10 protein-coding genes and 4 pseudogenes are annotated in these 12,362 nt (G+C 69.7%); 12 read left to right on the top strand and 2 right to left on the bottom strand.

Annotated elements, in window-relative coordinates; genetic code table 11:
• Nucleotides 1-168 precede the first annotated feature (168 nt).
• The 7 genes and pseudogenes from cobA (at nucleotide 169) to IPG97_16955 (ending at nucleotide 8,066) form a co-directional block, all read left to right on the top strand.
• Nucleotides 169-1,649: pseudogene (gene cobA, locus IPG97_16925) on the top strand (uroporphyrinogen-III C-methyltransferase).
• Nucleotides 1,650-1,705: 56 nt separating this feature from the next.
• Nucleotides 1,706-2,450: pseudogene (gene modA / locus IPG97_16930) on the top strand (molybdate ABC transporter substrate-binding protein).
• 65 nt (nucleotides 2,451-2,515) lie between these two features.
• On the top strand, nucleotides 2,516-3,181 hold the full coding sequence (locus IPG97_16935) for an HAD-IA family hydrolase (GenBank protein ID MBK6858183.1): 666 nt from the start codon (nucleotides 2,516-2,518) through the stop codon (nucleotides 3,179-3,181).
• Nucleotides 3,182-3,300: 119 nt separating this feature from the next.
• Nucleotides 3,301-4,222, top strand: a pseudogene (gene hemB, locus IPG97_16940) (porphobilinogen synthase).
• Nucleotides 4,219-5,560 (top strand): annotated as a pseudogene (locus tag IPG97_16945) (glutamate-1-semialdehyde 2,1-aminomutase). Before hemB ends, IPG97_16945 begins: the two co-directional pseudogenes overlap by 4 nt.
• On the top strand, nucleotides 5,557-7,110 hold the full coding sequence (locus IPG97_16950; protein ID MBK6858184.1) for a glucose-6-phosphate isomerase: 1,554 nt from the start codon (nucleotides 5,557-5,559) through the stop codon (nucleotides 7,108-7,110). The pseudogene IPG97_16945 and the gene IPG97_16950 overlap by 4 nt, the downstream one beginning before the upstream one ends.
• A 230-nt stretch (nucleotides 7,111-7,340) precedes the next feature.
• On the top strand, nucleotides 7,341-8,066 hold the full coding sequence (locus IPG97_16955; GenBank protein ID MBK6858185.1) for a 1-acyl-sn-glycerol-3-phosphate acyltransferase: 726 nt from the start codon (nucleotides 7,341-7,343) through the stop codon (nucleotides 8,064-8,066).
• 83 nt (nucleotides 8,067-8,149) lie between these two features.
• Here the strand turns inward: IPG97_16955 and IPG97_16960 are convergent, their stop codons facing one another.
• Nucleotides 8,150-9,457 (bottom strand): geranylgeranyl reductase family protein, encoded by a 1,308-nt coding sequence (locus tag IPG97_16960; protein MBK6858186.1) that lies wholly within the window; start codon nucleotides 9,455-9,457, stop codon nucleotides 8,150-8,152.
• A gap of 82 nt (nucleotides 9,458-9,539) precedes the next feature.
• Nucleotides 9,540-9,767: a hypothetical protein gene (locus IPG97_16965; protein ID MBK6858187.1), complete on the bottom strand. Its 228-nt coding sequence runs from the start codon at nucleotides 9,765-9,767 to the stop codon at nucleotides 9,540-9,542.
• Between the two features lie 119 nt (nucleotides 9,768-9,886).
• Between IPG97_16965 and IPG97_16970 the strand changes: the two genes are divergently transcribed.
• The 5 genes from IPG97_16970 to IPG97_16990 all read left to right on the top strand — a co-directional run bounded on the left by IPG97_16970 (nucleotide 9,887) and on the right by IPG97_16990 (nucleotide 12,346).
• Nucleotides 9,887-10,051 (top strand): hypothetical protein, encoded by a 165-nt coding sequence (locus IPG97_16970; protein ID MBK6858188.1) that lies wholly within the window; start codon nucleotides 9,887-9,889, stop codon nucleotides 10,049-10,051.
• Nucleotides 10,052-10,064: 13 nt separating this feature from the next.
• Nucleotides 10,065-10,217 (top strand): hypothetical protein, encoded by a 153-nt coding sequence (locus IPG97_16975; GenBank protein ID MBK6858189.1) that lies wholly within the window; start codon nucleotides 10,065-10,067, stop codon nucleotides 10,215-10,217.
• 341 nt (nucleotides 10,218-10,558) lie between these two features.
• On the top strand, nucleotides 10,559-11,068 hold the full coding sequence (locus tag IPG97_16980) for a hypothetical protein (protein MBK6858190.1): 510 nt from the start codon (nucleotides 10,559-10,561) through the stop codon (nucleotides 11,066-11,068).
• Nucleotides 11,069-11,072: 4 nt separating this feature from the next.
• Nucleotides 11,073-11,489 (top strand): 4Fe-4S dicluster domain-containing protein, encoded by a 417-nt coding sequence (locus IPG97_16985; protein MBK6858191.1) that lies wholly within the window; start codon nucleotides 11,073-11,075, stop codon nucleotides 11,487-11,489.
• Between the two features lie 107 nt (nucleotides 11,490-11,596).
• Nucleotides 11,597-12,346, top strand: coding sequence for a cytochrome b N-terminal domain-containing protein (locus IPG97_16990; GenBank protein MBK6858192.1), 750 nt, complete (start codon nucleotides 11,597-11,599; stop codon nucleotides 12,344-12,346).
• Nucleotides 12,347-12,362 lie beyond the last annotated feature (16 nt).

Raw genomic sequence — 12,362 nt, forward strand, 5'->3', positions numbered from 1 at the left:
TGCCTTGATGGGCGTGGTGGTGGTGGCCGGCGTCGCCAGTGCTCTCGTGTTCGCGTCGGTGGACCGCCGCCAGGGCACGACCGATGCACCGGTCGGTACCCGGACCGGCAATCGGCCACGGTGGTGACGGCTCCGGCCGCCAGGGCTCCCACCTCGTAGGGTCGCGTCGTGACCGTCTACCTCGTCGGTGCCGGGCCCGGCGATCCCGGGTTGCTCACCCTTCGCGGGGCCGAGGTGCTTCGGCTCGCCTACGTGGTGGTGCACGACCGGCTTTCAGCCGTGGAGCTGCTCGAGCTGGCGCCCGACACGGCGGAGCGGATCGACGTGGGCAAGGCGCCCCGCCACCACCGCATGACCCAGGACGACATCAACGCGCTGCTGGTGGCGCGGGGTCTGACCGGCCAGACCGTGGTGCGCCTCAAAGGTGGTGACCCGTTCGTGTTCGCCCGCGGGAGCGAGGAGGCCCACGCCCTGGCCGCCGCCGGCGTGCCGTACGAGGTGGTGCCGGGCATCACCTCGGCGCTGGCGGTGCCGGCCTACGGCGGCATCCCCGTCACCCAGCGGTTCTCGTCGACGTCGTTCACGGTGGTCACCGGTCACGAGGATCCGTCCAGCGGCGAGCGGCACCGTCGACTGGGGCGTGGTGGCCAACACCGGTGGCACGCTCGTGATCCTCACGGGGTGGGCCGCTGGCCGCAGATCGCCGAGCGCCTGCTGGCCGCGGGCCGGTCGCCCGAGACCCCGCGGCGGCCGTGCGGTGGGGTTCCCGGCCCAACCAGCACACCGTGCGCGCCACCCTCGCCACCCTGGCCGATCACCCGTTGGAGGCCCCGTCGGTCATCGTGGTGGGGCAGGTGGCGGCCGAGGACCTGAACTGGTTCGAGGGCCGGCCGCTGTTCGGTCGCACCGTGGTCGTCACCCGGGCCCGGGCCCAGGCGTCGGCGTTCGCCCACGAGCTGCGGTCCCTGGGGGCGTCGGTGATCGAGGCACCGACCATCGAGGTGGTCGACCCGTCCGACGGCGGTGCCGCGTTGCGGGCTGCAGTGGACGAGCTGTCCTCGGGCACCGGCGCCTACGACTGGCTGGTGGTCACGTCGGTCAACGGGGTGGAGCGCACCTTCGACCACCTGCCCGACGCCCGGGTGCTGGCCGGCGTCCGGGTGGCGGCGGTGGGCACGGCCACGGCCGAGGCCCTGGCGGCCCGGCGGATCGTGGCCGACCTGGTGCCCGAGCGGTTCGTGGCCGAGGGCCTGATCGAGGCGTTCCCCGCCCCGCCGCCGGAAGGGGGCCGGGTGCTGTTGGCCCGGGCCGAGGTGGCCCGCACCGAACTGCCCGACGCCCTGCGCGCCATGGGCTGGGAGGTGCACGACGTCGCCGCCTACCGCACCGCACCCGCGGCCGTGGCCGACGACGTGGCCGAGCGGATCGCGGCGGCCGACGCCGTCACGTTCACGTCGTCGTCCACCGTCACCAACCTGGTGGCGGCGGTGGGGGCGGACCGGGTGCCCCCGGTGGTGGCCAGCATCGGCCCGGTCACCACGGCCACGGCCCGCAAGCTCGGGCTCGAGGTGACGGTCGAGGCCACGCCCCACACCACCGAGGCCCTCTTGGCCGCCCTCGTCGAAGCGCTGCCCCCCGCCGTGCCGTGAGGGTCGTCGGGCCGCGTGCCGTCCTGGTCGCGGTGGCGATCCTGGGCGCCTGCGTCGTGGCCGCGTGTGGTGGCGATGACCCGCGGGCCACCGGCACCGAGGGGTCGGGCTCCGAGCTCTCGGGTTCGGTCACCGTGGCGGCCGCCGCATCGCTGGAACCGGCGTTCACGGCCCTGGCCGATGACTTCACCGAGCTGCACCCCGACGTCGAGGTGACGTTCGCCTTCGACTCGTCGTCCACCCTCGCCACCCAGATCCTGGAGGGCGCACCCGCCGACGTGTATGCGTCGGCCGACGAGGAGAACATGGCCTCGCTCACCGGTGAGGGGCTGGTCGCGGGCGCACCACAGGTGTTCGCCCGCAACGAGCTGGTCATCGTGACCAGGCCCGGCAACCCGCTCGGGATCGCTTCGCTCGCCGACCTGGCTGATGCCGGGGTGATCGCCCTGTGCGGGGCCGAGGTTCCGTGCGGGCGCTACGCGGCCCAGGCCCTCACCAAGGCCGGTGTGGTCGTCGACGAGTCGAACGTGACCCGGGGCGACAACGTGGGCGCCACCCTGACCCGCGGTGACCGAGGGCGACGCGGTGGCGGCCATCGTCTACGTCACCGATGCCCAGCGGGCGGGTGCGGCGGTGGACGCGGTGGAGATCCCCGCCGAGGAGAACGTGCTGGCCGCCTACCCGATCGGTGTGCTCGCCGACGCGGGCGCCCCCGCGGCGTCCGACGCGTTCGTGGCCTTCGTGCTGGGCGACGACGGCCAGGCCGTCCTCCGGGCGTTCGGGTTCCTCCCCCCGACCTGAACGCAGGTCCGCCCGGGTCGAACCCGTGCTGCCACCGGTTGGCGGCCGGACCAGACAGCAGCGCCATGGGTGAGCTGCGAGCGGTGGTTTTCGATTTCGACGGGTTGATCATCGACTCGGAGATGCCGATCTTCGAGATGAGCCGGGCGGCCCTGGCTGAGATGGGGCACACGATCACCGTTCAGGCTTGGTCGTCGGTGGTGGGTCTGGGTGACACCGACAGCCACGCTGCGCTGTGCGCGGCGGTGGGAGCAGACGTGGACCGAGACGAGTTCGATGCCCGTTACCAACGCCAGGACCGGTCCTGGAAGGACACCATCGAGCCCCTGCCTGGGGTGGTCGAGCTGCTCGATGCCCTGACCGGGGCCGGCGTGGAGTTGGCGGTGGCATCGAGCTCGTCGGCCAACTGGGTGGTGGGCCACCTCGAACGGTTGGGCTTGGCCCACCACTTCGGGGCGTTCGCCACCTCGGACCGTCTCGACGGGCGGACCAAGCCTGCCCCCGACGCCTACCTCCTGGCCTGTCGGGACCTGGGGGTGGAGCCAACCGGGGCGGTGGCCTTAGAGGACTCGGCCCACGGTCTGACCGCGGCGTTGCGGGCCGGGCTCACCGCGGTGGCGGTGCCCAGCGCCATCACCATCCACACCGACCTGTCTGCCGCCCACCACATCGCGTCAGGGCTGGGCGAGGTCACCGCCCTGACCGCTCGACCGCCTGGCTGGCGGCCCTGACCGACTTCGTCGGCGGATCCCCGGGCACCGCGGCCGTGGCCCGGGCCGGCCCCCAGGCTGTTGGCGTGTTCCCCCAGCGCCGCCTCCGCCGGCTCCGTCGCACCCCGGCCCTGCGCCGCATGGTGGCCGAGACCGTCCTCACGCCGAACGACCTGATCGCTCCGCTGTTCGTGCGGGAGGGGATGACCGAACCCCAGCCCATCGGCTCGCTGCCCGGGGTCCGCAGCACACGCTGGAGTCGCTGCGAACCGAGGTGGCGAGCTGATGACCCTCGGCGTGCCGGCGGTGATCCTGTTCGGGGTGCCCGAGCACAAGGACGCCGAGGGCACCGGAGCCAGCGACCCCGACGGCATCGTGCAGGTGGCGTTGCGGGACCTGCGCGACACGTACGGCGACGAGGTGGTGCTGATCGCCGACCTCTGCCTCGATGAGTACACCGACCACGGTCACTGCGGCCTGCTGACCCCTGCGGGCCAGGTCGACAACGACGCCACCCTCGACCGCTACGCCGAGGTGGCAGTCGCCCAGGCCGAGGCCGGCGTCGACATCGTGGCCCCGTCGGGGATGATGGACGGTCAGGTCGCGGCCATCAGGGACGCCCTCGACGAGGAGGAGTTCGGCGAGGTCGCCATCTTGGCCTACGCCGCCAAATACGCCTCGGGCCTGTACGGGCCGTTCCGAGACGCCGTCGACGTGGAGATCGCCGGGGGCGGGGATCGCAAGGCCTACCAACAGGACTTCCGCAACGCCCGGGAGGCGCTGGAGGAGGTGCGGGCCGACGTGGTCGAGGGGGCAGACATCTTGATGGTGAAGCCGGCGGTCACCTACCTGGACATCATCGCCCGGGTACGAGCCGAGCACGACCTGCCCCTTGCCGCCTATCACGTGTCGGGCGAGTACGCCATGGTGAAGGCGGCCGCCGCCAACGGCTGGATCGATGGTGACATGGTGGCCCTCGAACAGCTCACCGCGGTCAAGCGGGCGGGCGCAGACCTGATCCTCACCTACTTCGCCCGCGAGATCGCCGAGGTCCTGGCATGACCGATCAGTCCCCACCCCTGCTCACCAACCAGTCCCTGTTCGACCGGGCCCGGGCCGTGATCCCCGGTGGTGTCAACTCGCCGGTTCGGGCCTTCGACGCGGTGGGGGGTACGCCCTACTTCGTGGAGCGCGCCGCCGGTGCTCACGTGTGGGACGTCGAGGGCCGTGGCTACGTCGACATGGTGCAGTCCTACGGCGCGGTGATCGCCGGTCACGCCCACCCTCACGTGGTGGACGCCGTGCGTAGGGCAGCGGGGGAGGGCACCTCGTACGGGGCCCCGACCTACCGGGAGGTGCTGCTGGCCGAGGCCATCTGCTCCCGGGTCCCGTCGGTGGAGAAGGTGCGGTTGGTGTCCAGCGGTACCGAGGCCACCATGACTGCCATCCGTCTGGCCCGCGGGGTCACCGGTCGGAGTCGGATCGTGAAGTTCGCCGGCAACTACCACGGTCACAGCGACGCCCTGCTGGCGGCGTCGGGCTCGGCGGTGGCCCACCTCGACCACAGCGAGGGGGCCACGGTGCCGGGCTCGGCCGGGGTGCCGCCCGGTGCGGTGGCCGACACCTGGGTGTTGCCCTACAACCAGGTCCCGGTGCTGGACGACACCGTCGCCGGTGTGATCGTGGAACCGGTGGCGGCCAACATGGGCCTGATCGCTCCCGAACCAGGGTTCTTGGATGGCCTGCGAGCCGAGTGCAGCCGGGTGGGTGCGATCTTGATCTTCGATGAGGTGATCACCGGTTTCCGCCTCGACGTGGGTGGCGCTCAACAGGTGTACGGCGTCACCCCGGACCTGACCTGTCTGGGCAAGGTGATCGGCGGCGGGTTGAACGTGGGAGCGTTCGGCGGTCGGGCCGACCTGATGGACCAGATGGCTCCGCTCGGGGCCGGTGTACCAGGCCGGCACGTTGTCGGGGAACCCGCTCGCCACCGCGGCCGGGCTGGCGGTGTTGAGCCTCTTGGACCACGGTGCCTACGAGCAGTTGGAGGCTACGGCTGCGGCTCTGACCGTGGGCCTCCAGGATGCGTTCGACAGCGCCGGGGTGGCGGCCTACGTGTCGAGGGTGGGTCCGTTGGTGGGCTTGTTCTTGGCCGGTGCTGATCAGGGCCGGCCGGTGCCGGCGCCACGGGACTACGACCAGGCCCGCACCACCGATGAAGCCTCCTACGGTCGGTTCTTCCACGGCATGCTCGACGCCGGTGTGGCTCTGGCCCCGGGGGCCTATGAGGTGATGTTCCCAGGCCTGGCCCACAGCCCCGCGGTGGTGGCCCATGTCGTGGAGCTGGCCTACCGGGTGGCATCCACGCTGGCACCGTCTACTGGTGAGGCCCAGCGATGAGCGCTCACACCGATTCCGAAAGCTCCCTGGGGTCGCTGGCCGAGCCGTTGGCCCGCACGTTGGCTGACCTGGCCGAGATGGACGTGGTGTCTCGGCTGTGGAACCGAGATCACACCCTGTGGTCCCCGGAGCCCACCGAGATCGTGGACCGGATGGGATGGCTCAGCGTCCTCGACGACATGGAGGCCGAACGGGGGCGTATCGATGACTTCGTGGCCCGACTGCACCGGGACGGGTTCACCCACTGCCTGGTGATGGGCATGGGCGGTTCAAGCCTGTTCCCTGAGGTGATCGCCCGGTCCTTTCCCACCGGGCCCAGCGGGCTGGAGCTCCACGTCTTGGACAGCACCGATCCCGCGGCGGTGGCCCGCACCGTGGCCGCCCTGCCCGAAGGGCGCACCTTTCACCTGGCGTCGTCCAAGTCGGGTGGGACCATCGAGACCCGCAGCCATCTCGAGTTCTTCTGGGAACGGGTGGGTCGGCCCGAAGCGTTCGGGGTGGTCACCGATCCGGGGTCCGAACTGGGTGACCTGGCTCGCCGCCGCGGGTTCCGGGAGGTGTTCGAGAACCGTGCCGACATCGGCGGTCGCTACTCGGCCCTCAGCTTCTTCGGGCTGGTCCCGGCCGCGCTGGCTGGGGTCGACTGGTATGTGCTGGTGGAACGGGCACGAGAGCTTCTGCCCGCGTTGCGCAGCCCTGATCCGTCGGTGAACCCCGGGCTGTGGTTGGGGGCGCTCATGGGGGCTGCGGTTCGAGACGGCCGAGACAAGCTCACCTTGGTCGTCGACCCGGCCATCGAGGTGCTGGCCCTGTGGGTCGAGCAGTTGGTGGCCGAGTCCACGGGCAAGGCCGGTACCGGACTGGTTCCGGTCGTAGATGAGCCGATCGGACCCGCCGATGTGTATGGAAGCGACCGGTTCTTCGTGGCTGTCGGCGAGGTCGACCATCCGGTCGGGCTCGAGGTGCTGGCCGAATCGGGCCAGCCCGTGGTCGGCCTCGGCCTGAACGATCCGCTCGACCTCGGCGCTCAGACCCTGGTGTGGGAGGTGGCGACGGCGGTGGCATGCGCCGTGTTGGGGGTCAACCCCTTCGACCAACCCAACGTGGCCGAAGCCAAAGAGGCCACCAACCGTGTGCTGTCGGAGGGGGCCGAGCTGCCCTCGTCGCCGCCGTTGGTCGACCTGTTGGCCACGGTGGCTCCGGGTGACTACCTGTCCATCCATGCCTACGTCGATCCCGAAGGTGAGGAGTACGAGGCGCTCGAGGAGCTGCGACTGGAACTGCGCGACGGGCTGGGGGTGGCTGTCACGCTGAGCCCCGGTCCTCGCTTCCTGCATTCGGCCGGTCAGCTCCACAAGGGCGGTCCGACCACCGGAGTATTCCTCCAGGTGGTCGGGGAGGACCACCTCGACGCCGCCATCCCGGGCCGGGACTTCAGCTTCGGTCAGCTCAAACGGGCTCAGGCTGACGGTGACCTGATCGCCCTCAACGCCCACGGTCTGCGGGTTGGCCGGTACTCGGTAGCCGATCTGGTGTCGTGGAGGGTGTGAGCGAACGAGCTCGGCTTGTTTCCAGCGGCTTGGACCAGCCTCCGACTTGTGAGTGACACAGGTAATGGGCGCAATGGTCCGTCCGTCCCTACCTACCGGTAGGTAGGGACGACTAGAGTCGTCTTTCATGCAGCGTCCCCACGTCGGCCTCGACAACTTCTCCACCCTGGTCGACTTCTACCACGCCACGAGGACAGAGCCGAGCCTTCGCCTGGTTCGCCCACCGGGCCCTGGCCCGCACCTACAAGGTCTCGATCACCGCCGACGACGGGGCCGAGGCCGCCATCGACGAGGCGATCACGGCTGGGAAGCGGGTCATCATCTCTCCCAATCACATCACCGCAGACGATCAGTACGTGATCGTCTCCACCGCCGAGACCATGAAGTCGCTGCGTCCGCTCCGGGGGAAGGCCTTCATCCCCGCCGAGCCATCCCTTTTCACCAGGAGCGGATGGCAGGGCCGAATGCTGCGCCGCTCCGTAGACGGGCTCGGGGCCCTGCCGACCTTCCGCCTCGAGGATCTGCGGAGGCAGGGGATCGAGGTCACCGAGGAGGTCAAGGACCGCTACCAGCGGGCCGTGGTCAAGGCCAGTGAGACCCAGGTGGCCAAGCTCATCGCCGGTCACAGCATGGCCGGCTTCTGGGAGGGCACGCGCAACCGCAGCGACTACCGAGTGGTCCAACCGCTGCGCAAGGGCATCGCCCACACCGCCATCGCCGCCGCCGAGGAGGTTCCCGTCGTGGTCCTGCCCGTCGGCTTCTACTACGGCCAAGAACCCGAGGACTACGCCCGCCCCGTCCTGCCCGACCGGCACCGCCCCCTGGTGCACGTGGCCCACCCCATCGAGGTGGCCACCACCGATCCCGAAGAACTGGTCGGACTGGTACACCCCGAGATCCAACGCTGCGTGGACCTGGTCGTGGAGCGAGCCGCAAGTCCTGGCAAAGCCGCCTGACCACGGGAGCAGCAGCGAAGACGTGGCCGTCAGGCCGGCGACCGAACTCCACCGGAAGGCTCCGCCTTTCGGTGGATCCAGGCTTAGGGGAGCGGGTCGGGAACCCTCTTCACGATGGCGGCAGCCGCCTTGTAGGCCGCCTCGGCGGGGCCGATCTCATCGGGCTGGAGCAGGTTGGCCATGATCCGCAGAACCCAGTCCATGAGGCTGCGGGACCGGATACCTACCCGGGTCAGCTCCCGCATCAGGGCCGGTTGGCCGATCACCTTGGCGAACAGTCGAGCCACCTTGAAGTAGAGGCCGTACTCCTCCTCCAGGAGGTGCGGGTAGCGCTGGAGGGCCATCCCGTCGCCACTGCGCAGTGACTCGTCGAGCAGGTCGGCCACCAGTCGGCCGGTCTCGTAGGCGTAGTCGATCCCTTCGCCGTTGAACGGGTTCACCGACCCGGCGGCATCGCCCACCACCGCCCAGGTGGGCCCGACCTTCGGGTTGACCGACCCGGCCATGGGGATGCGTCCACCGGTTGGAGGGGCCACCGGGTTGTCGGGATCGATGCCCCAGTAGGCGGGAGCGGTGGCCGCCCATTCGGCCATCAGGTGGGACGTGTTCACGCTGCGCCAGTCCCGGAAGGTGGACAGCAGCCCGATCCCGACGTTGATGGTGCCGTTGCCGACCGGGAAGATCCAGCCGTAGCCGGGCAGCGAGTTGCCGTTGCGGTCCCGGACGTCGAGGGCGCTCTCGATCCACGGGTCGTCGTGGAGGGGGCTCTCGTAGTAGGTGCGGATGGCCATGCCCTGGGGGTAGTCCCGGTTGCGGGCCGTGCCCAGGGCCCGACCGAAGCGGGAGTTGGCACCGTCGGCCACCACCACGTAGCGGGCTCGGATCTCGCGGGTCGTGCCGGTGGACTTCTGCTTCACCACCGCACCGGTGACCAGGCCGTTGGTGAGGAGCGGGGTGACCGCCTCGGTGCCCTGGTGGCAGTGGGCGCCGGCGTCGGCGGCGTGGGCGAACACCAGTTGATCCAGGTCCCGGCGCCTCACCACGAACCCGTGGTCGGGGTAGATCGGGTGCTTCGGCCACTGGAGCTCGAGGGTCACCCCGTGGGCCACGGCCCGTAGCCCGGTGTAGCGGTGGTAGGGCGTCAGGGCGTCGTACAGCCCCATGTCGGTGAGTTGCTTGACGGCTCGGGGGGTCAGGCCGTCGCCGCAGGTCTTGTCCCGAGGGAACGTCTTGCGCTCCACGCAGGTGACGTGGTGGCCGGCCTTGGCCAGCCAGTAGGAGGTGGCGGCCCCGGCCGGTCCGCCCCCGACCACCAACACGTCGGTGCGTTCGGGTGTAGTACCCGGCCCGTCGTCGGTGTCGGTGTGGTTGTCGTCCTCGCTGTTGGTCATGGGTCGTCCTGCGGAGCGGTCAGGCCCAGGGCCGGGGGTGGAGGGAAGGATGCTGGAGGTCCGGGCGGCGGCGGCCTGGGGCTCAGCCTTCCGGGGTCTCGGCGCCTTCGATCTCTGACACGTCGGGGGCACCGGGGCCGAGGTCGATCACCTCTTCGACCATGCGCTCGAGCTCAGGGAGGTTTTCCATGAACACGTCGGCGTTGAAGTTGGGGTCCTCGGTGGGGTCTCCACCGGAGAGCTCCTGGCGGATGTAGATAGTGACTGCCGCGATCTCCTCGGGGGTGAGGCGGTCGCGCCATCCGGCCATGCCACCGGTGAGGGGCTGACGGTTTCGGGCCGTAGGTGGGTCGCGGGTGCGGTGCCTTCGGCGGCGCCGAAGCGGATCCAGTGGACCATGGTGAGGGGATCGGCGAAGGTGTCGTTCACGTGGCCATCGCTGAGTTGCTGGCCGGTGGCGGTGCCGGCACCGGAGGCGCCGTGGCAACCGGCGCAGGGGGTGAACACCTCGTGGCCGATGGCGATCGGGTCGTGGGCACCGGCCGGAGGCTGGTCGATCGAGAACACGTACAGGAAGGCCCAGAGGGGAAGTGATGCCAAGAGGGCGGTGGCCCAGTACGGGGCGCGCTTGCGGGCCTTGGCCGCGGCGACCACCGGAATGTCGGGGGTGGCCTTGGCCGGTTGGTCCTCGAGGGTCGGGAGCGGGGCCGGGGCCTTCTTGGCCGGGGCGGCGGCCTTGGTCTCGCCCGCGGTGGCATAAGCGGCCGGCGCGGCTTGCGCTGGGGCGTCGGCGGCGGCCTCGCCGTCACCGAGCGCGGCTCGGCGTTGTGCGGCCCGCTTCAGCAGGTGCTCGGGGATCTCGGTCACGACGTCCTCCGCTGGGGGGAGTTCACAGCGCCCCGATCGGACGGGGCATAACGCGGGCCCTGGGGCCCTGGCGGCGTCACCGGGCGGCGTGGTGGGCGCCGGGCGGTCGGTGGGCGGCCGACCGTGGGCATCGTCCAATGTGAGCGGCGGTGGGGCGGCGCGTAGACCGAGCACCGCCCGCCGGCGACCCTTCTCCGCGCCGAGCGCAATGATTGTGAACCGAGTCACGAGGAGGTGTCGACCGGGATGATCATCGCCGCAGGACCAGAGATCATTCTCACTTCGATCGGCAAGGGATTTGCCGACGTCGCCTTCACCGGATCGCTCATCGTCACCGCGCTGTTCGCAGCCGGTGTGGTGATCTACTCCAAGCGTCGTCCCGCTGGAGCCTCCCTGAGTTGGGGCGAGGCGATGGCGGCCTCGGTGTATTGCACCTTCGGGCTGGTCTGGGCCTTTGGTGTCGTGCCCCACCAGTGGCTGGCCTACTCCCAGGGCCCCCTGGCCATGCGCTCCGATGCCATCCTCGCCGGTCCCGGTTCCACCGGGTGGCTGGGCCCGGAGGGATTCATCGAGATCCCGGTGGTGATCACCAAGGCAACCCTCTCGGACCTCATCGCTGTCAACCTCTATGGCATCGCCTTCGCCGGGGCCATCGCCCTGTGGGCTGTGTGGCAAGGCCGAGGATCCAAGCAGACCGAAGAGGTCGAGAAGTCCGCTTTCGGTCGCCCCCTGGTGAGGGTCTGAACCGATGCCCAAGACCGACGCCAACCCGCCCATGCCGGAGTTCCGCTCCGACTATGCGCTGGTCGAAGTGGATGCCGACTACCTGGCCAAGGCAGTCAAGCCCAAGCAGTTCATCCACATCGACCAGTCCGAATGCATCATGTGCGAGGGGTGCGTCGACATCTGCCCGTGGAAGTGCATCCACATGGTCTCGCCCCACTCGGTGGCCGAGGCCGACGGCACCGAACGCCCCGGCGTTGACCCCAGCGACAACGTGATCTTCCTCATCGACGACGACGTGTGCACCCGCTGCGCACTCTGCGTCGACCGCTGCCCCACCGGGGTGATCATCCTGGGCAAGGTCGGTGATCCCGCCGCCAACGGCGACGGCCATCAGCGCACCAACACCCACGGTTACGGCTACGGGATGCGACTCGGATGAGCGCCTCCACCGCAACCACCACCATCCGTCCCACCGGCCCGAACGATCGGGAGATGTAGTCACCGATGGCCAAGACCATGCAGAAAAAGGGCGGCCCTGCCGACCGGATGAACGAGAAGATGGGCGAGCTCACCGACACGGTGCAGAGCTCCCAGGCCTGGAACTCGATCTTCCGGCCTGGGTCGATCTTCCGGAAGGGCTACACCGACAGCCCCCGTAACCGGTCCTACGTGATCATGAACTCGGTGCTCTACCACCTGCACCCGGTCAAGGTGAAGCGTCACGCCGTCAAGGTCAGCTACACGCTGTGCCTCGGCGGCCTCAGCTTCTTCCTGTTCATCCTGCTCACGGTGACGGGCATCTTCTTGATGTTCTTCTACCGGCCCACCGCGGCGCAGGCCTGGAACGACATCTACGCCCTCCAGACCTCGGTTACCTTCGGCCTGCTGGTGCGCAACATGCACCGATGGGGTGCCCACCTCATGGTGCTGTCGGTGTTCTTGCACATGGCCCGGGTCTTCTACCACGGGGCCTACAAGCCGCCGCGGGAGTTCAACTGGGTGATCGGCGTGGTGCTGTTGCTGCTGACCCTGCTGTTGTCCTTCACCGGCTACCTGTTGCCATGGGATCAGCTCGCCCTGTGGGCCGTGACCGTGGGTACCAACATGATGGGCTACACCCCGGTCTTCGGTAACCAGGTGCGCTTCGTGCTCCTCGGTGGCTCGGAGATCGGCACCGACACGTTGTTGCGCTGGTACGTGCTGCACGTGCTCATGCTCCCGTTCGTGATCGTGATCTTCATGGCCATCCACTTCTGGCGTGTCCGCAAGGACGGCGGCATCAGCGGTCCGCTGTAGGCCGAGGAGGAACTTG

This window comes from Microthrixaceae bacterium, from assembly GCA_016702505.1.
In the GTDB taxonomy this organism is placed as follows: domain Bacteria; phylum Actinomycetota; class Acidimicrobiia; order Acidimicrobiales; family Iamiaceae; genus Aquihabitans.